This is a genomic window from Gimesia chilikensis, from assembly GCF_007744075.1.
Classification (GTDB): Bacteria; Planctomycetota; Planctomycetia; order Planctomycetales; family Planctomycetaceae; genus Gimesia; species Gimesia chilikensis_A.
Genome location: NZ_CP036266.1, coordinates 7,278,500 through 7,298,488 on the forward strand (window position 1 = coordinate 7,278,500; position 19,989 = coordinate 7,298,488).

Consider the following 19,989-nt stretch of genomic DNA (forward strand, 5'->3'; position numbering starts at 1 on the left):
AGGACGACGTTACTGTGTCGCCTTTCTGCTTTGATCTCAATCCTCAAAGTCATCATCTTCGTCGTCATCATCGTCATCTTCAAGGAGGCCCTTCTTGGCCATCGCAATCTTGGCTTTCAACTCACCTGGATTATTGGAGCGAATGACAACATCTTTTTCTTCACACAACCCGTCGCGCCAGAGATTAAACAACGCATCGTCGAGCAGCTGCATCCCGAATTTACGCCCTGTCTGAATACTGGAGTTGATACGATAGGTTTTCGCTTCGCGAATCAGGTTCGCGATCGCGGGCGTAACGACCAGCATTTCATAAGCGGCGACCAGCCCCTTGGGTTTCTTGGGCATCAGCGCCTGACTTAGAATCCCGATAATCGAACTGGAAAGCTGCGTGCGGATCTGGTCCTGCTGACTGGTAGGGAACACGTCGATAATTCGGTCTACCGTTCCCTGAGCACCAGTGGTGTGCAGCGTTCCAAACACAACGTGCCCCGTTTCCGCAGCGGTAATCGCCGCTGAAATGGTTTCCAGGTCTCGCATTTCCCCCACGAGAATCACGTCCGGGTCCTGTCGCAGAGCACGTCGCAGTGCTTCGGGGAAGGTCGGCACATCCACGCCGATCTCACGCTGGTTAATGGTCGATTTTTTATGCTGGTGATAGTACTCGATCGGATCTTCCATCGTGATGATGTGGTGATCCATCGTATCGTTCATGTGATTGATCATACTCGCGAGGCTGGTTGTCTTTCCTGACCCGGTTGGACCTGTCACCAGGAACAGACCTCGGGGACGTTCCAGCAGGTCACCGATTACCTTGGGCAATCCCAGCTGTTCGAACGTGAGGAACTCGTTAGGAATTCGACGCAGCACCATACCGATTTGGCCGCGCTGCTTGAAGACGGACACTCGAAAACGCGCTTTTTCCCCAAAGGCGAATCCGAAGTCGGTCCCCCCGACTTCCTGCAGTTCCTGCTGGTTTCGTTCGGGTGTGATACTCTTCATCAACGCGACAGTATCGTCCGGCTCCAGACTTTTGGTTTCCAGGCGGACCATGCGGCCCCCGACGCGTACAACAGGAGGCTGCCCGGTGGTGATGTGCAGGTCACTCACCTTTTCTTTAACGACAGTCTCCAGCAATTTATCAATCTGAACTGTTGCCATCCAAAGTACTTTCTGAAAACGCGATATTTGGATCTGGAGCGTGTTCGACGAAGATCGGAAATGCGATCAACGCTGGAAATCAAGGATCATTCTGTGACTTGAGGCAATCCTTTTCTCAGAACGATCATGAACTTCCGGCTTTCCGTGAACCACCTGATGTAACAAGTTATCCGAGAACAAAATAACGTAGATTTAGATAAGACGATTTAGAAATGTATTTATGAATTCGGGCCGCTTTTGAGTGCGAATCCGATGTAATTATCCGGTAATGTCAGGCAAAACTCAACAAAATCAGGGAATTTAGATCAATATCTTCACATGAAAAGTCAGAACGATCTGCACCTGGAACCGGGTGATTGCCTTTAAAATACTCCTGAAACAGCGTGCCTAAACGCGACCAGATTAAGAATCCATGCCCTTAGCCAGCTTCATTGCTTCCGAGAGTGTTGTGATGCCCAGCAGGGCCTTATCAGTAGCATCCTCTGCAAGTGATTTCATCCCGTGCAGGATGGCCTGCCGCCGAATATTTTGTGAAGCCTCACTGCGGAAAGTCATCTCACGTATAGCGGAATTCATCATCATCAGCTCAAAAACCGCCTTACGCCCTTTGAAGCCAGTATGTGAACATGTGTTACAACCCTTGCCTCGATTGAAGATCGCTTTCTCCATCTGGCTGGAGGTGATACCGAGGTACTCCAGCTCCCCTGGATCGGGTGTGTATTGCTCCACACATTTACCACAGACAACACGTACCAGACGCTGTGCCATGACCGCCATCACACTGGAAGCCACAAGGAACGGCTGTACACCCATATCGATCAAACGTGTAATAGAACTGGGCGCGTCGTTCGTATGTAGCGTACTGAATACCAAGTGTCCTGTCAAAGATGCTTGAATTGCCATCTCGGCAGTTTCCACATCGCGAATTTCCCCAACGAGGATCACGTTGGGGGCCTGTCGCAACATGGCACGAATAATTCGAGAGAAGTCCAGGCCGATACTGTGCTTCACCTCCACCTGATTGATACCCGGCAGATAGTATTCGACCGGGTCTTCGGCGGTAATGATCTTCCGGTCGGGTCGGTTCAACTCTCCCAGAGCACTATACAAAGTTGTAGTCTTACCACTCCCCGTCGGCCCCGTCACGAGAAAGATGCCGTTAGGGCGCCGAATGATCGTCTGGAAGCGGCGGTAGTTCTCTTCTGAGAACCCGAGGTTTCGAATCCCGACTTTAATGTTATCCCGGTCCAGAATACGCATGACCACTGCCTGGCCATGGTTGGTTGGCAGAATACTGACACGCAGGTCATAGTCCTTACCGGAAATGGTGGTCTTGATCCGACCGTCCTGAGGACGACGTTTTTCGGCGATATCCATTTTCGCCATAATCTTGAAACGGGAGACCAGGGCGGACAGCAGACGGCGGGGAGGGCTGTCTCGCTCGATCAGCGAACCATCGATCCGGTACCGAATCCGGATCCGGTCTTCGAAGGGCTCGACATGAATATCACTGGCCCGCATATTAACCGCTTCACTGATGATCAGGTTAGCCAGACGGATAACGGGGGCAGTCTCGTCCTCTTCTTCCACGCTGGTGGATGTCGCCAGTTCGGTCGCGGTGATATCAATCTGAGTTTCAGTGAACTCTTTCAGCATCGTATCGACCGACTCAGTCTCACTTTGACCATAATGCCGGTTGATTGCGGCCTGAATCGCTTCGATGGGGGCCATCACCACGTCAATATCGCGGTTGATAATGAATCGTAGCTTGTCCAGAACTTCGTATTTCATCGGGTCGTGCAGGGCGATCTGCAGCGAATCCCCCCGCATACCCACTGGAATAACCGTGTTTTCACGGGCCATGGACTCCGGCACGAGTTCGATCACGGACTGGGGAATTTCCAGGCCTTCCAGTTCAACGAACTCATAACCATACATGGATGCCTGGGCCTGGGCGATCACTTCGGCTCCCACGTAGCCCAGTTTGACCAGTGCTTCCCCAGGTGAAATCCCCATCGAACTGGCCAGACTGGAGGCTTCGTCCAGCTGCGCGGGACCAAGATATCCATCATCGACTAACTGTTGCATCCAATCATCGGCCATTCAATTTCTCCACGGATTAGAATCAGATTTCACCAGCAACGCTTTTTGTTTGTCCCATAACGCATGCAGGGAATCAAGACTCTGGTTCGATCTGGTTTGTGAAATTTCTATGAACTCAAGGCGATTCGCTCGGCAGAAACAGGCCCCTGTTACGACTCCAGCACCGATCAAACCCAGTTCGACTGAGCTGATTAATCTCGGTTCATCATGTTTCGTTCAGGATAAGAGTTTGCAGATAGGTCGAGCTAGAATTGCCTATTTTAATTTTGAAGTGAATGAGGAAGAGTGTCAAGCAAGTAATTGCTATACAAAAAATACTCGAAGAGTTTTCCCCGGCAGGTTTTACGCCGAAAATGGCGTCTCTATTCACTCATCGTCATTAACGGGGATCAGACTGAAAAAGAAACAGCCAGCTCCTGCATGGCAGAGAGCGTTGTCTCAATCTGAGACAGTGTTGTAAAAGGCCCGGGACTGAAGCGAATCGTGCCACCCCACTCTACGGAACGAATTGAGTCATGAATGCGCGGAGCACAGTGCAGACCGGCTCGAACCTGAATCCCGAAGTTTTCATCAAGAATCGATGCCAATACCTGTGGTTCCACCGCCTGATTGATCAGGCTGACCACCCCCACCCGGTCTGCTACCTCCTGCGGTCCGGGTACTTCAAAGCCAGAGAGAGAACGAAAGCCTTCCAGAAGACACCCGGTCAACTCCTGTTCGTGGCGCCTGATATCTTCGAGGCCTCTGTCCCGCAGGTAATCCAGGGATGCTTTCAAACCAACCAGCCCGGGAGTGTTGTGGTTACCCGCCTCGTATTTATCGGGCTGGGTCAGGGGCTGGGTCTCTTCTTCGCTGCTGGTTCCTGTCCCGCCCTGCTTCAGGCTTTCGACCTGCTCCGCCAGATCGGCCCGGATATAAATCAGCCCTGTTCCCAAAGGCCCGAGCAGGCCCTTATGCCCGGGACAAGCCAGAAAGTCGATCGGCTGAGCGGAAACGTTCAAAGGGAGATGCCCGACAGACTGTGCTGCGTCGACCAGAAAGAGTACCCCCGCCTCGCGTGCGATCTCTCCTACTTCGTTAATGGGTTGAATGCTGCCGGTGACATTCGAAGCGTGGTTCAGAATGATGAGCCGGGTATTTTTGCGGAGTGCCTGTTTAAAAGCGAGCGGATCGACGACTGACTCTGCATTCGCGGGGATATATGTGACCTCCAGCCCCCAGCGCTGTTTCAGTGTCTGTAAGGGACGGAGCACGGAATTGTGCTCAACATCGGATGTAATGACATGATCGCCCGGGCGGAGCAGACCATGAATCACTGTGTTGAGACTGTCGGTGCCATTAAACGTGAAACTTACTTCTTCAGGTCGGCTCGCCCCCAGGACTTCGGCTGCCAGCTTGCGGCACTGATCGACATCAGATTGTACCTCGACCGATTTTCGATAGGCCCCCCGGCCGACAGGTGCACCGCAGTGGCGATTGTATTCATCGATGGCGGTGTAAACTGTCTCCGGCTTGGGATAGCTGGTCGCCGCGTTATCCAGATAGATCAACTGCTCGTTCATGAATCGTTCACCGTCAGGAAGGAACCTGCGAGATCAGCCTCCGATGGAATACATGGGACGATCGGGCTGGATGAAACGGGCGGTATTGATTTCGTGCCCCTCTTTTTTGGCAGCGATGCTCTTTTTCACGGCGTCGATGACTTCCGCATCAGGTGCGTCTGTACGGAAGAGTTTGCGGATATCGGTCTCATCCAGACTGAAAAGGCAGTTTCTTAACTTGCCGTCCGCTGTCAGGCGAAACCGGTTACAGCTCATGCAGAAAGGGTTACTGATCGAGGCGATAAAACCAATTCGCCCGACGCCGTCTTCAAACACAAAGTCAGACGCGGGCGCACTTTTGTCGGTCTGCTCGACAGGTACCAGCGGCATGATCCCTTGCGTGAGGATTTCGCGGATCTCCTGTGCGAACAGAACCTTGTCGCGTTCCCATTTGTTATCTGCATCGAGGGGCATGAATTCGATAAAGCGGATTTCCGCCCCGGTTTCCCGGGCCAGCTGGCCAAAGGGAACAATCTCATCTTCAGTGAGATTACGAATCGAGACGGCATTGATTTTAATGGGATCAAAGCCAGCCGCGTGAGCAGCACGAATTCCTTCCCGCACTTTCTCGTAATCGTCCCGTCGGGTAATCTCCTGGAATTTCTGAGCGTTCAAAGCATCCAGGCTGATATTGATTCGCCTGAGCCCGGCATCGAACAGAGCTTGTGCGTATTGAGGCAACAGAATGCCGTTGGTCGTGATCCCGATATCCTGAATACCGGGGATGTCGGCGATCATCTTGACCAGCTCGGGAATGTTCTTGCGAACCAGGGGCTCTCCCCCGGTCAGGCGGATTTTATTGACCCCGAGCGGGGCCACCAGTCGCACGAAACGTACGATTTCTTCAAAGGAGAGGATCTTGCTGCGGTGGACAAACTGGACATCTTCCGAAGGCATGCAGTAAAAGCAGCGGATATTACAGCGATCGGTAACGCTGATTCTCAGGTTGTTATGCGCCCGTCCGAATGAATCGATGAGCTGATTCTGCAGTTCCATCAATGCCTCTCGCGTTTGACGTCGGTTAAACGCTGACGTGGTTATTAAGATCCAATGATTAGTCTATCTACTATTATAGCCGCGACCTGTGATTCCAAAGGAATTATTCTGCCGTGACCCCCGGATGTTCCCATTCCGTGGTCCCGTCGGCCCAGTTCTCTTTTTTCCAGATAGGAACAATTTCTTTGAGACGATCAATCAGAAACCGCCCCGCCTCGAATGCTTCACTGCGATGAGCCGAGCTGACAGCGATCGCCACACTGATTTCTCCCAGCGTCAGATGCCCGACGCGATGTTCAATGCCGATTAAATGCACGTCCCATTTCGCGCGGGCTTCGTCGATCAACTGCTGCATCGTTTTATAAGCCATCTCCGGGTACGCTTCGTAGTCGAGCGCGACGGTCTGCTTGCCCTGGGTCATTTCCCGGACCGTCCCCATGAACAGCACCACGGCACCACAGGCATTCGAACGAACCTGTTCGGTCAGGGCAGTGTAGTCAATCGGTTCTTCTACAATCGCAATCGAGTCGGGCATGATGCTCCCAGTTTTAATGTTTTTTTACTCGGACGAGTCATCCACCGCTTACCGGCGGGAAACAGGCGATTTCCTGTTCTGCGGTGAGTGGCTGTTCTTCGCCTGCATAGGCATTGTCGATGGCGATAAACAGTTGACCGCTCAAGGATTGCAGTTCGGGATACTGTTCTGCAATCGCAGACCGTAGCCTGGCTACCGTCATGTTTTCAACAGCTTTGACGCTGATGGTATCACTGCCGGCCAGTTCCCGGGCTCGGGCAAATAATCGGACCTGAATGGAGGAGGCTGTCATGATATGACCAGTTTTTTCTTCTGGGGCTGCAAAAACCGTTCGAGTTCCGGCATGAGTCCATAAGAAAGCGCCAGTAGCTTGATCGGATGAATGGTGGGAATCGCAGATTCCTGTTCCATCTGCATTTTACAGCTGCTGCACTCCGTCGCACCCGCGTGAACATTCGTTATTTTCATATGATCGATCAACTCCTGACCGATCTGCTTGGAAGTCTCAAAGGTTTCCCGGGCCAGGCCGTAAGTACCAGCCATACCCGAGCAACCTTTTTCAATTGTATTCACCTGCAGCTCAGGAATCAAAGCGAGAAGCTCTTTCAGAGCGGACCGCGACGATAAAGCCTTGATATGACAGGGGGTATGATAATCCAGTTCCATCGCCAGTCGACCAAAATCGGTCCTCAGACGACCTGCATCACGCCGCTCCCACAGATATTCTCCCGCTTCCAGTACCTGGCTCGCGATTACCTCGCTGTCTTCTCCGGGGACCAGCATCGGATATTCCTGCTTGAGACAGATGGCGGCTGCCGGCTCGGTACAGACGATGCGATGCCCTTCGCGGGCGAATTCACTCAAGATCTGAATGTTTTCCTTGGCCAGGCCACGGGCCGCAATCAGATCCCCTGCCGACACCATCGCCATGCCAGAAGCAAGCTGCAGAGGCGGGACGTAAACCGGAATCTGGTTATGTTGCAGAATGGCCAACAGGGCATGCGCGAGTTCTGGATCATGGTAGTTGGCGTAGTAATCGACGAAAAAGATCACAAGATCGGGGTCGCTTCCCGGCCGAGGGCGTTTTGTCAGTTTGCGGGGAACCGACCGTAGAAATGACCTACGGGAGAACAGGGGTAACTTTCGGTGCCGATGAATGCCCATCATCTTTTCCATGACCCAGCGGGCCGTCGAATTGTTGATCGCCCAGTTGGCAGCCATGGAGAGGGTACTACCGAGCGCACCGAAGGAATGGGCGCGGGAGAGAATCCAGTCTGTATGGTCGAGCCCATTGGCAGAAACGTAAGCGGCCTTGGCTTCAATGGCCATCTGTGGAATATTCACCGAGGAAGGACAGTCGAGCACGCACTGCTTACAGTTCACGCAGGTATCCGCGAGTCGCTTGGTATCCTGGGAGGAGAGTTCATTAGGATGAATGGCTCCCGAGAGCAGACCGCGAAACAGGTTGGCCTTGGCGCGGGGTGATGCTTCTTCGACAGGCTCAATCCGGAAGACGGGACACATGCGGGAACCGTCATCCTGACGACGACAGGAACCACAGCCATTACAACGACTGGCCTCGTTCTGCAGTTCCTGGGGCGTCCAGCCCAACTGCAGGTCGATCAGTTCGGGAAATTTTTCAGGCACGGGACGCAGGTTGCGAATGGTCACGTGAGGATCATCGTTGATGATCTTGCCGGGATTGAGCAGGTTACTGGGATCGAAGATATCTTTGACTTCGCGGAAGACACGATACAGATCGCCGTACTGGGAACGGAGGAACGCCGTGCGTGCCAGACCGTCGCCATGCTCTCCACTGATGGTCCCGTTAACGGAAAAGACCGTCTGGTAGAGATCGCGGGCAATGCTTTCCAGAATGGGGGCATTCTGCTCGGTCAGAGCAGGCAGAAAGGGCCTCAGGTGAATCTGCCCCGAGGCGGCGTGTGCGTAAAACGTAGCAGTCACCTCGTGGCGTTGAAAGACTTTCTGCGCTTTCTGTGAGAACTCGTTAAGCCGTTCCGGAGGCACCGCGATATCTTCGACAAAGGGCTGTGGTCGGGACTCCCCTGGGAGACGACTGAGTGAAGGCACTACCTTTTGAGGCAGCGACCAGAGAAAATCGACCTCGTCCGGCTGATGGGTTTCCATCGCCACCACCACGCGGGAGTTAATGTTTTTTACAGCCAGCGTGACATTGTGCAGACGCTGCTGAACCTGGGCATCACTGAAGCCTACCTGCTCTACGAGCAGTGCCGCTTCGGCTGCAGGTGAAATCAGTGAAGCGAAGCGGGGATCAGCGTCCCGTGCCAGCGACAACAAACGACGGTCGAGCAGGTCGCATGCCGAGGGTTGCTCTTGGATGATGGTCTGCACGGCTTTGATCGCAGAGGAGAGATCCCCGAACAGAAGCAGCGCCACGCCGCGATGAGCGGGTAACGGAGAAACGTGCAGAATCGCCGAGGTGAACAAGCCGAGTGTTCCTTCGGATCCCACGAGCATCCGCGCCAGGTTGAGGTGCTCCCGTGATTTAATCCCTTTGAGAAAGTAGCCGCTGCAGTTGGGAATTCCGGTACGCTGCTTCTCCTGAATGAGCTGAGCATTATCGGTGAGCAGCTTCGACATTTTACTCAAAATCGTCCGTCGGGCCTGTTCGCCACGTACTTCGGGGGACGGTTCACTGAGCAGAGAAGTACTCGAACCGGCGACAGGCTGATTGAGAATCGACAGACTTTCGTTTCCCACATCAAAGCAGGTTCCGTCTGCCAGCACGACTTCAATGCGATTGACATGATCGCGGGTCGAACCGACGCGAATTGCCCGAGAGCCAGCAGCATCAATGGCCAGCATGCTGCCGACAGTCGTGACCTCTGTATTGGATGGATCCGGAGGGAAATAGAGGCCCAGCGGTTTGAGATAGCGATTGAGACGCGCATGGACCACACCGGGCTGGACCAGAATCAGATTGTCATTGAGCAGTTCAAATCCGGTCATGAACCGCGAGCAGTCAATTACAATTCCGGTGCCGATCGCATCTCCGACCAGGCCCGTTCCTGCACCACGGGGAATGATGGGGATATGCATCTCAGAGGCATACCGGGCGATGGCGATCATATCCTCGCGATCGCGGGGATAGGCGACACAGAGGGGAGGCAGCTGATAGAGGCTGGCATCGCTGGAGTAAATGGACAACGACACCGGATCGCATCGCACATCGCCTGCAATCAGGCTGGAGAGATCTTCTGCGATTCGTTGCTGTTGACGGTCCAAAGTAACTGACTCTCAGGTTGAAATAATTCGCAAGCAGGTTCGAGGCTTGGGACAGCCTGTATTGTACGCGAAGGCGGGTCAGAGTTTGAATAGTCAATTGACCGAAACGATCCGACCTAAGCGAATTCGAAGACTGCTGCGCAAGAACCCGCAGAACAGGCTTATTCCGCAAGCGCTCTGCAGATCCCCCTGAAGCAGCAGATTAACCAGGCACACGTCAACAGCCCCAGTGAAGCCTGTACACGCCCTTCCGATCTCAGTCTGACCCTTTTCCAAAGCTCGAAGTATCACGAGACTGCTGCGACAGCCAGGCGCAGGCTGGTTCCGGTAACCCTTCATGCCCCCCTTCAAAAATGGTGACGCGGGCCTGCCCCGACTTGCGACGGAGATGAATATCGCGGCCATAGGTCTCGTCAGGGGTCTCATCAGCAGACTGAGGCTTCGTGAGTTTCCCCTGGTCCCATAATTGTTGCATTTCTGCATCAGTGATTAGGGGGCTGTTATTCTTTTTCGCCAACTGGTTATAGGCTTTCAGCGTGTGCATGAAAGGTACGGAACCGGTCTGGCCATCAGTGACACCGGCGTTGAGATCCAGCGGTACTTCACTGGCATTCGCAATCCAGTACAAAGGGGAGCGGTCACGGTACTGGGCATCTACTTCTTTGCTGGTTCCGGGTTTGGCAGTCAGCGACTTGAGAATCATCTGGGCATACCGCTGGGGTTTCCCATCTTTGACGTGGAAGCGATACCAGTCCGCGAGATCACTGATGCCGACCCAGGCCGAAGCGGCAGAGAAACGATCCGGATGATGACCAACCATGAGCATTGTCATGTGTCCGCCCCCCGAAGAACCCGCCAGGTAGATTCGCGACTGATCGACATCGTAGTGTTGAATGACATAGTCGATCGCATCGAGAATGTCCTGTCGAGCCAGGTGAGAACCACAGGCTTCCGGCTGCTGATTGACGCCCCGGAAGTTGGGGTGCAGGTAAATCCACCCCCGCTGCTGTGCCTCTTTGAGCCACTTGGCGTTGTTCTGCTTATAATTGCCACTCCAGGAATGCAGGAAGACAAACAATGGTGTGGGACTGGATTTCGCAGACTTCGGCGCCCAGATGAGTGACGGCTGCATACTCTGATCCAGCGAGCTTTTGACTTCAATCTTTGTGAGAACCGGATTGTCCGCCGGCTGTGCTTCAGGCGACTTTTCTGCAGCGGTCAATGCTTGAACGCCAGACAAACCCCAGGCCAGCATCAGGGCGACGGAACATAATTTTCGGAACATCAATGGGAACTCCTCAGTTAGCTGAATCAAAGGCTGCTGTTACTTGTCGTTTTCAGAATCGGTTTTCTCTTTGGCGTACTCAATTTTACCCCAGAGGTTTCCGCCCACTTTACCGTGCTGCCAGGTCCCCGCATAACGACCATCGTAGAACATGACCCGGGAAGTGAATGCGTTACCGAGACCGGGGATCGAAATATTCGTCAGTGAGATCACCGGAGTGTCGCCGGCCCAGTAGACATTCAGTGGGATCGGGACATTGACATCGTTGTCACCGTACTTGATACGGGCTGTCAAGACCCACTGGTCACCCTGCAGTTTTTTGGCTGAGGCGATTTCATAGCGTTCCTCACGGAGTGGGTTTCCGTTCTCTCTGCCATCAATAGTAAAATGCCCCACCAGCGTGGCACCCGACATCTCTTTTTCGAATTTCTTTTCCAGTTCCGCCTGCTGAGTGGAATCGTCGGCGAACGCAGCACTCAGAGACAACATCATTACACAGACTGCCAGTGAACTTTTCTTGAGAAAACTCATGATTTATGCCTCATCGATTGGTTGTGAATTTTCAGGAACAAGCGAATTCGCTACGATACATTCATCCTACACGATCCGAGCCTTCAGGTGAATCATACGGTAGCACAATGACAGATTCTGTCCCCCCAGCCCGATCCGAGAACACCCAGGGTAGCTCCGCTCCCCTGCCGGGTACTCCTCCCGATTATAGCATTCTAACCCCCGCCTTTGAAAAGCTTTGCGACGTGATTGCCCGACTGCGATCGCCGGAAGGCTGTCCCTGGGACCGGGCACAGACGCTGGAAACGATCAAGCCCTATACCCTCGAGGAGACCTACGAACTGCTGGAAGCCATCGATTCGGGCAATGATCAGCATATCATCGAGGAACTCGGGGACCTGCTGCTGCAGATTGTGCTCGACTCTCAGATCGCGGCGGACGAAGGTCGCTTTGATTTGACTCATGTAGTTGACCGCCTGACCCGCAAGATGATTGAACGTCATCCGCATGTGTTCGGTGACGTGAGTGCGGAAACGCCGGATGAAGTCCGCAAAAACTGGGACCAGATCAAAGACCAGGAAAAACAGCGACGCTCAATCTTTGATGGCCTGCCCGAGGCACTGCCGGCTTTGGCTCGTGCATCACGGGTCGCGGAGAAAGCGGCCAAGGTGGGTTATGATTTCCCTCACCGCGACATGCTGTTTGATAAACTGCGGGAAGAAATTCAGGAACTGGCAGACGAACTGTTTCATGATGGACGACTGCCTGAAACACCAGCTACCGTGGAAGCGGAAGTCATTGCGGACCAGGAACTGGACGATCCTGAACTGCAGGCCCGGGTGGAAGGCGAACTGGGAGACATCCTGTTTGTGGTCGCGAACATTGCCCGTCGCTGGAAGATCAACCCGGAAGAAGCCCTGCGAAAAAGTAATCGCAAGTTCCAGGCGCGGGTCCAGAAAATCGAACAGGCCCTGGAAACGGAAGGCCGCTCAATCCAGGAAGCGACTTTGCAGGAGATGGAAGCTATCTACCAGGCAGTCAAACAGCAGGAACGTGCACAGCGCTGAAGCAATTTAGAACGGCAGATCGACGCCGAGCCCTTCTTGCAGTGCATACTCATAAACCTGAACGCCCATCGCGACATCTTCGGCTGCAATGCCTACCGACTTGAACAGAGTCACCTGATCGTCGGTAGCCCGTCCGGTTTCGCGTTCGGCGACGATCTCTGAGAGATTGTGCATCAGCCGCCAGTCCGTGATTCCATCGTCGACCGGCTGCATGAAGTCGCCGGCTTCGATCTTACACTGTTCGATGTCGTCACAGACAATCACATCGGCCCGTTTAATCGTGGTGCGATCAATTTCACGACGGCTGCGGTGATTTGAACCGACGACATTCAAATGCGTCCCTTCATCCAGAACCCGTCCATCGAAGAGGGGGGCCTTGGCGGTGGTGGCGCAAATCACAATGTCTTTTTCAGCTGCCGTCTCGTCGGGGGTATGACAGGCACTGACTTCGACATCACAGAGTTCGGTCATTTCTTCAGCGAAGCGGCTGCAGTTTTCGTAGTTGCGCGAATAGACCTGCACGAAGTCAATCTTGCGGGTCATACAGATGGCCTGCAATTGAGTCCGTGCCTGCAGTCCGGAACCAAACAGACCGACGACCTTGGAATCCGGGCGAGCCATGAATTCGGTAGCGACAGCACTGGCTGCGCCGGTGCGTAGCTGGCCGAGAAAATCGGCTTCGATCAAGGCCCGCATCTCGCCCGATTCCTGATCGTAGATCGCTACGTGAAAGCGGGCTGACTCTTTGGTGGTGGTATATGCTTTCCAGCCGACGTAGTTCAGATACTCATTGGCGGCAGACATGGTATGCAGCATGACGCCTGGAGCCCGCACCCGTTGTCTAGGGGCATTCATCACTCGCCCGCTTGCGATTTCTTTGAAAACCTTGTGCGTGATGAGAATGGATTTCTCCATGTCCATCAGGGAACGGACATCGTCTTCGGAGATATAGAGAGCCGCCATCTACGGTTACCTTTCCATGGACATTTCGGAAATCAGCAGAACCAGCGTGCCTGTCGAGAGTTATACAAACGACGCAACAGTCAGTTACACGCTAACGAGAAACGCGCTGATATACAATACCAGTATCCACCTGGTAATAGCCCACCGCTTCTGCGACGTGCCAGGCAACCGCGTTTGTTTCGGCGACGTGCAGTTCGAGCTTGGTGATCAGCTCGTCCTGTAGACGACGGCCAATTTCCAGCAGGAGCGACTGACCGTAGCCTTTGCCCCGTTCTGATTCTTTCACGTAGACATCTGTGAGACCGATCACGCGCTCTTCCCATTTGGGAATATAGAGGTCCAGCCCCACGACGGTCGCCGAGGCCATGGCATCATAGCCGGATTTGGGCACAAGTTCGAAATGCAGCGTTTCGAGTCGTCCCAAGCGTGTCAGCCACCACCAGTTGGGAGCCTGGTAATCATCGGAGATTTCCAGCTGCATTTTTCGGCGGAGGTTCACGAGGTGAAATTTAATCGGCGGTTTCTGACCGAGCAGATCACGCTGATAGATGCGCGTAGAGCCGATGGCTTCGTAGCCGAGGCTTTCAAAAAAGGGAGCCGCCAGGGGATCGGAAAGCAGAAACCCAGAGGGGCGTGTCCCGCCATACAGGCCGACCAGGTAAGGTGAGAGCAGTCCGGAGGGTCCGGCCGTGATTTGCGTGGCGCCTTTTGCGAGCAGGTATTCCTCTGCCTGACGGACCAGTTCGCGACCAATGCCCCGACGTCGGAATTCCGGATGTACGATGACGGCACAGATGACGCCTTCAGAGAAACTGAGAGCCGAGAATTCCTGATTAGGACCGAAGCCAGCCAGCACGAAACCAACGATCGCACCATCTTCCACGGCGACGATTAACCCTTCCGGGTCAAAGTAGGGCTGGGAAAAGATGAGAACTTCGAATGCGTCGTTCGTGAGACATTCTGCGGCACCTCTCCCTAATCCTGCAGAATGCCAGAGTTTCAGCAGCTGCGGCGGGTCAGTGTTGTGGAAGGCGCGAAACTCAGTCACAAAGTTCTCTCACAGAATGTGAATGGGTCGAATGAATCAATTTATCAGCAACAATTATAGACAAAGCCCCCCTGAAAAATCAGGGGGGCTTGCCATTCTGCTTATTTCACTTTTTTGACAGCTTCAACGATCGCATCAGCAGTCAGACCGTACTTGTCGAGCAGTCCCTGAGGATCGCCACTTTCAGCGAAGCAGTCGCCGACGTTAACGAATGCCATGGGGACCGGATCGATCTGTGAGACAGCCATGGCGACAGCAGATCCCAGTCCGCCGTGCGCCAGGTGTTCTTCAGCGACTACAATCCGACCTGTTTCACGGGCTGCTTTGGCAATCGCGTCCGTGTCCAGCGGCTTGATGGTGTGCATGTCGATGACGCGAGCGCTGACACCTTCTTCAGCCAGCTTGGTGGCAGCGTCCATCGCACCGGCGACCATCAGGCCGTTAGCGATGATAGTGACATCGTCACCTTCACGAACGGTATTGGCTTTACCGATTTCAAAGCTGTCACCATCTTTGTAGATTTCAGAAACGTTGGGACGTCCCAGGCGCAGGTAGACAGGACCTTCGTGCTCCAGCATGGCTTTGGTTGCGGCTTTGGTGGAAAAGGCATCAGCAGTTACCATCACAACAACGCCAGGCAGACTGCAGGCCAGGGAGACGTCTTCAATACCCATCTGTGAAGGACCGTCTTCACCGATAGAAATCCCGGCGTGAGTACCAACCATTTTGACGTTCATGCTCGGGAAAGCGATCGACATTCTGATCTGGTCGTAAGCGTTGCACATCAGGAATGCGGCAAAGCTGGCGACGACGGGGATATGACCGGTTGAGGCCAGACCACCGGCTACGCTCACCATGTTGCTTTCTGCGATCCCGACGTTGAAGGCACGTTCGGGGTATGCCTTGGCGAAGACTTCGGTACGAGTCGAGTTTCCTACGTCACCGTCAACGGTAACGACAGTCGAAAACTGGTCACCCAGATCTTTCAATGCATCGCCAAACGCATCGCGGGTGGCCTGTCCGATTTTCAATCCGCTAAGTTCACCTAAATACATAATGCTTTATCTCTTTTGTCTGTGTTTTGCCTGTAGATATTGTTTGATTCGAACTGCCGGCAACCTGACGCCGCCCGGATGTTTACCGAGCGGTCAGGAACAGCAGGGGTACTAACTGAGCAAGGCGAGTGCTTTTTCTGCCAGTTCGGGAGAGAGCGGCTTGCCGTGGTAGTTGGTATCGCCGGCTTCTTCGAGGACCGGCAGGATGCCATACCCTTTTTTGGTCTGCGAAATAATGGCCTTGGGCCGGTCGGTGACTTTAGCGGCTGCTTCCAGTGCTTCGACTACCGTTTCCTGGCAGTTACCGTTAATGGTCTGGGTGTGCCAGCCGAAGGCGGCGATCTTATCTTCGAAAGATCCCATATCCAGAACGTCTTTGGTGGCACCGGTCTGCTGGTAACCGTTCTGATCGATAATCGCGGTCAGGTTACCGAGCTTGTATTTCTCAGCAGCTGCGAGTGCTTCCCAGACCTGGCCTTCACCCATTTCACCATCACCGATAACAACGAAGACGTTGGCACCGTTTTTATTCAAACGAGCGCCGAGGGCCTGACCGATACCCAGTGAGAGTCCCTGACCCAGTGAGCCGGTTGAGGCTTCAATCCCGGGCAGACGCTTCATGTTCGGGTGACCTTCGAAGGGGCTGCCCAGTTTACGGAGCGTCATGACATCATCAGTGGAGAAGTAACCGGCTTCCGCCATGGCGGCGTACAGCACGGGAACCGCGTGACCTTTACTCAGAATGAAGCGATCGCGAGCTTCCCAGGTGGGGTTCTGTGGATCGTATTTCATGAACCCGCCAAACCAGAGTGCGTTCACCACTTCGACGGCAGACAGACTGCTGCTGGGGTGTCCACTGCCAGCTTCGGTCGTCATTTTGATGATCAGACGGCGAAGGACTTTTCCTTTTTCCTTCAATTCTTCCATTGATAAGGCATTTGCTTGAGCAGCCACTGTATTTCCTTCAATTCTTCTAAACGAACCATAAATCATCACGCGCCCGACTCTGAATCCAGTTCCCCTCTGCGATTATGGAACCTGCTGTCTTCAGAGGACCGAAAGAAGGGTGTTACCTGATCTGACAATCAGAGAATGGAGCTGTGACAGCATTCAGGCGCCACCAGGCGCAACTTAAGCGCGTCAATTTTCTTCCGGTATGCTAACGAGCAAGCCTTCCAGCCACAACCATTTGAGCTGCAGAAACCCGTTTGTGCACTGGAAAAGCCGGCCGACGACCTACTTTTTCTGTAAAATACCTGCTTCCCCTCAGGAAGCTTTCTTCAGAAATTAATGGTTTGCTCTTTCTGGTCAAAATCACAACTGTTTATCCGACTAGTCTTTAAAGCGAGAATTCATTCGTCCATAATGAAGCAGTCGTTAAGAATTCTCCCGTACTCTTCCTCTGGGATACAGCATGACTGAAAGCAGCTTCACTGATCAGGAATTACTGTCATATCTGGATGAAAGTCTGTCGACAGACCTGATGTCTCAGATCGAGGCGGCACTCCGTCAATCCGATCGTTTACGGGTCCGGCTGGCGGAACTTGCGCGACAGCGCGACGAAGGAGTGCATTCTGTCGGCGAGATCTGGAGACGGAACCGTTTGAGCTGCCCGACCCGGAGTCAATTAGGGGGCTATCTGCTGGAGACCCTGCCGGCGGAATTCCAGAGTTTCGTTGAATTCCATCTGCAACAGACCGGTTGCCGCTACTGCAACGCGAACCTGGAAGATCTGAAGGCGGGCCTCTCGAATCTGTCTGCCGACTCCCAGCGCCGACGCGAAAAGTACTTTCAGTCCTCGGCCGGCTACTTCAGTTCCCAACAGGATGACGAATAAATCCGCGTCCCACTTCAGTCGAGTGGAGCAGCTTCAAAGTCCGTCTTGTTAACCCAGCCCGCTTTCAGCGGTTCTCCCCCCATGTAGCGTTCATAGAAATTCCGCGTGCGGGGATCGGAATACTGATAAGCTTCGAAGACGCCCCCCTTGCCTGTCATCCGGGGATCCTGTTGCGCTTTGAGTTCCGCTTCCAACTGCTGTTTCAGGGCCTGTTTGACTTTCTGGAATTCCGGCGCTTCTGCCAGGTTCGTCATACACTCCTGATCATCGTCGATCGCGAACAGTTCTTCGGACGGCCGTTTCCCGAACGCAAGCTCCCAGAACTGCTGCTGACTGCCGTCGCGACGGAGATCAAGGATGACTGACTTCGTCGGGCTGCCATCACAATTCAGGTAACCGGTCTCGGGATTGCCGCCGGGCCAGCGTCCCGTTTCGTAATTGTGCAGGTAAAGCATCCCCCCTTTGACGATACCACGGATCGGATATCCCTGATCGTGAGGGCGACCGATGTCGTGGCGTTCTTTGCCGATGAGGACATGATCACGGTCCGGATTGACCTGCCCCGATTTGGTTGACTGAAAAATATCGGTCAGGCTGTGACCCGCTGCAGGCTGCATTCCGGTCTGATTCCACTTGAGTCCCGCAACTTCAATGAACGTGGGCGCAAAATCGATGAAGCTGACATAATCTTTGATGACGCGTCCCGGGGCTTTAATGCCATCCGGCCACATGATGGCCAGGGGGAGATGGTTGGAGAGTTCGTATTCCTGCCCCTTGATGCGAGGGAAAGGCATTCCGTTATCCGCAGTCACCACGACCAGGGTATTGTCCAGTTCACCCCGCTCTTCCAGCATTTTCAACATACGTCCCAGGTGCTGATCGAAGTGTTCGATTTCGTACGCATAGTCGAGCATGTCGTTGCGAATGACTTCGTTATCGGGCCAGTAAGCGGGTACGCGATCGATGTCCGTGATTTTCTTGCCGGCGTTCTTCGCCCCTGAGCCGTATTCGTAACGTCGATGCGGTTCGAAACCGCCGTACCAGAAACACCAGGATTTCTGTTCGGGGCAGGTCTGGAGAAATTCACCAAAGTTTCCGGCATAGTCAATGGAAGAAATGCCGGTAGAGGGCGGTTTGATTTTTTTACTGTTAAAGGCGGGACCGGCCAGGTTACGGCGTTTGCCTTGTGCATCGACGGCCACACCAGGTGCCCAGCCTTTGGCCGTTTTCCCGACGACATAGCCGTGCTCTGCCAGGGCTTCGACATAAGTTTTGAATTCCGGCGGAAAGAACGCCATGTGATTGCCGGCCTCTTTGAGCTGCCAGGAATTGCGTCCGGTCAGGATGCAGGCACGCGAAGGAGCACACTTGGCATTCGGTGTATATGCGTTCGTAAAGAGCAGACCTTCGCGAGCCACCCGGTCGAAGGCGGGCGTCTTGACCCAGGAACAACCATACGCGCCCATGTGCGGATAAGAGGCATCATCGGCGATACAGAATAGAATATTGGGGAGAGTGTTTTCGGCAGCCTGCGATTGGTCAGTCATGAACCCAGCGAGCAGCAGACAGACACAGATCACCTGCCAGAAATTTGTGAAGCGCAAATTCATCAAAGTCGATTCCCGGAGAAGAGACTGGGGATAAAGAATCAAACAGTTGACTTTATCTTAGGCGAGAGAGTCAGCAGTCACAAGCAATTTTGCTTATCTGGAAATGCACATAGAAATGGAAGAGCACTTCAGTTCAGGCTGAATTCGTTGGAAGGGATCGCGGCGGCAGGATCGCGCTGTTGCTGGCGATGGATGCTCTTCAGAAAACTCAGAAGCAGATCACTCCGCTGGTCGACATCCTGTTCTGCCAGGATCAGTTGCTGCAGTGGAGATTCGAGCGGCAGCGAACCAGCGAGCGTATCACAGAGAATGCCCAGCTCGATATCTCGGTGCAGTTGATGGAAGTATGTGGGTTCAGAAACGTGATCGGTAAAGATCCGCGAATAATGTTCGATCAGTTCCAGTTGACGATGTTCCCGGTGAATCACCGGTTCCTCGGGATAGTAATCGGGTTTGAGATCCAACAGTGCGGTACGATAAGGCGTATCCGTATTGAGCAGCGTGACGGAACGGGCCCGACAATGTCCTTGAACCAGCAGCGAATAGTGCCCCGCTTCCAGATGAGCTGGTGAAACGATCGAAGCCAGACAGACAGGACGAATTTCTGTTCCGGGAGAGAGAATTGATCCCGTTCGTGAACAGACCTGTTGCAGATCGATGGCGAGCAGAGATCCGGAAGCGAGCACATCCGAGACGAGTTGGCAATCGAGGGGCGCAGTGATTCTCAATAACTGCAGCGAGTGGGGCAGCAGAACCGTGTTCTCCAGACTCAAAACCGGTACAACACCTGCGCTGGCTTCCAGCCGCTGCTCAATCATTTCCGAATCAGATACCATCTGCTAATTCCTGTCGATTCATTGAAAAAGAATCCGGGGTCTCCCATACTGAGACCAGTTCACATGCTCGCCGGTGAATACCTGCGATGCCACTCAGCGTAGCACTCCAGTTTGGGAA

17 protein-coding genes are annotated in these 19,989 nt (G+C 53.7%); 2 read left to right on the forward strand and 15 right to left on the reverse strand.

Annotated features, from left to right (window positions below; genetic code table 11):
- Positions 1-36: 36 nt before the first annotated feature.
- The 9 genes from HG66A1_RS27430 to HG66A1_RS27470 all read right to left on the reverse strand — a co-directional run bounded on the left by HG66A1_RS27430 (position 37) and on the right by HG66A1_RS27470 (position 11,476).
- Positions 37-1,158, reverse strand: coding sequence for a type IV pilus twitching motility protein PilT (locus HG66A1_RS27430; RefSeq protein WP_145044427.1), 1,122 nt, complete (start codon positions 1,156-1,158; stop codon positions 37-39).
- Between the two features lie 402 nt (positions 1,159-1,560).
- Complete coding sequence (locus HG66A1_RS27435) at positions 1,561-3,261, reverse strand: GspE/PulE family protein (protein WP_145191830.1); 1,701 nt, start codon at positions 3,259-3,261, stop codon at positions 1,561-1,563.
- A gap of 389 nt (positions 3,262-3,650) precedes the next feature.
- Positions 3,651-4,823 carry an aminotransferase class V-fold PLP-dependent enzyme gene (locus tag HG66A1_RS27440; protein ID WP_145191832.1) on the reverse strand — a complete coding sequence of 391 codons (1,173 nt, stop codon included), beginning with the start codon at positions 4,821-4,823 and terminating at the stop codon, positions 3,651-3,653.
- 33 nt (positions 4,824-4,856) lie between these two features.
- Complete coding sequence (gene moaA / locus HG66A1_RS27445; RefSeq protein ID WP_145191834.1) at positions 4,857-5,858, reverse strand: GTP 3',8-cyclase MoaA; 1,002 nt, start codon at positions 5,856-5,858, stop codon at positions 4,857-4,859.
- 103 nt (positions 5,859-5,961) lie between these two features.
- The gene (locus HG66A1_RS27450) at positions 5,962-6,393 is read right to left on the reverse strand and encodes a molybdenum cofactor biosynthesis protein MoaE (protein ID WP_145191836.1); all 432 of its coding nucleotides are present in this window, start codon (positions 6,391-6,393) and stop codon (positions 5,962-5,964) included.
- A gap of 37 nt (positions 6,394-6,430) precedes the next feature.
- Positions 6,431-6,685, reverse strand: a complete 255-nt coding sequence (locus HG66A1_RS27455) for a MoaD/ThiS family protein (RefSeq protein ID WP_145191838.1) — start codon at positions 6,683-6,685, stop codon at positions 6,431-6,433.
- A complete protein-coding gene (locus HG66A1_RS27460) occupies positions 6,682-9,660 on the reverse strand; it encodes an anaerobic glycerol-3-phosphate dehydrogenase subunit C (RefSeq protein ID WP_145191841.1) in 2,979 nt (992 codons plus the stop codon). Before HG66A1_RS27460 ends, HG66A1_RS27455 begins: the two co-directional genes overlap by 4 nt.
- 256 nt (positions 9,661-9,916) lie before the next feature.
- A complete protein-coding gene (locus HG66A1_RS27465) occupies positions 9,917-10,945 on the reverse strand; it encodes an alpha/beta hydrolase family protein (protein ID WP_145191844.1) in 1,029 nt (342 codons plus the stop codon).
- Positions 10,946-10,984: 39 nt separating this feature from the next.
- Complete coding sequence (locus HG66A1_RS27470) at positions 10,985-11,476, reverse strand: hypothetical protein (RefSeq protein WP_232106686.1); 492 nt, start codon at positions 11,474-11,476, stop codon at positions 10,985-10,987.
- A gap of 107 nt (positions 11,477-11,583) precedes the next feature.
- Here HG66A1_RS27470 and mazG point away from each other — a divergent pair, with 107 nt between their 5' ends.
- Positions 11,584-12,522 (forward strand): nucleoside triphosphate pyrophosphohydrolase, encoded by a 939-nt coding sequence (gene mazG / locus HG66A1_RS27475; RefSeq protein WP_145191847.1) that lies wholly within the window; start codon positions 11,584-11,586, stop codon positions 12,520-12,522.
- Between the two features lie 6 nt (positions 12,523-12,528).
- Here the strand turns inward: mazG and HG66A1_RS27480 are convergent, their stop codons facing one another.
- The 4 genes from HG66A1_RS27480 to HG66A1_RS27495 all read right to left on the reverse strand — a co-directional run bounded on the left by HG66A1_RS27480 (position 12,529) and on the right by HG66A1_RS27495 (position 16,542).
- Positions 12,529-13,485 carry an ornithine cyclodeaminase family protein gene (locus tag HG66A1_RS27480; protein WP_145191850.1) on the reverse strand — a complete coding sequence of 319 codons (957 nt, stop codon included), beginning with the start codon at positions 13,483-13,485 and terminating at the stop codon, positions 12,529-12,531.
- Between the two features lie 91 nt (positions 13,486-13,576).
- On the reverse strand, positions 13,577-14,533 hold the full coding sequence (locus HG66A1_RS27485; protein WP_145191853.1) for a GNAT family N-acetyltransferase: 957 nt from the start codon (positions 14,531-14,533) through the stop codon (positions 13,577-13,579).
- Positions 14,534-14,634: 101 nt separating this feature from the next.
- On the reverse strand, positions 14,635-15,588 hold the full coding sequence (locus tag HG66A1_RS27490) for a transketolase family protein (RefSeq protein WP_145191856.1): 954 nt from the start codon (positions 15,586-15,588) through the stop codon (positions 14,635-14,637).
- 111 nt (positions 15,589-15,699) lie between these two features.
- Positions 15,700-16,542 carry a transketolase gene (locus tag HG66A1_RS27495; protein WP_145191859.1) on the reverse strand — a complete coding sequence of 281 codons (843 nt, stop codon included), beginning with the start codon at positions 16,540-16,542 and terminating at the stop codon, positions 15,700-15,702.
- A gap of 460 nt (positions 16,543-17,002) precedes the next feature.
- Between HG66A1_RS27495 and HG66A1_RS27500 the strand changes: the two genes are divergently transcribed.
- On the forward strand, positions 17,003-17,425 hold the full coding sequence (locus HG66A1_RS27500) for a hypothetical protein (protein WP_145191862.1): 423 nt from the start codon (positions 17,003-17,005) through the stop codon (positions 17,423-17,425).
- Positions 17,426-17,439: 14 nt separating this feature from the next.
- Here HG66A1_RS27500 and HG66A1_RS27505 read toward each other — a convergent pair whose 3' ends face one another.
- Positions 17,440-19,035, reverse strand: a complete 1,596-nt coding sequence (locus HG66A1_RS27505; protein WP_145191865.1) for a sulfatase — start codon at positions 19,033-19,035, stop codon at positions 17,440-17,442.
- A 128-nt stretch (positions 19,036-19,163) separates the two neighbouring features.
- Positions 19,164-19,871: an LON peptidase substrate-binding domain-containing protein gene (locus tag HG66A1_RS27510; RefSeq protein ID WP_145191868.1), complete on the reverse strand. Its 708-nt coding sequence runs from the start codon at positions 19,869-19,871 to the stop codon at positions 19,164-19,166.
- Positions 19,872-19,989: the final 118 nt, after the last annotated feature.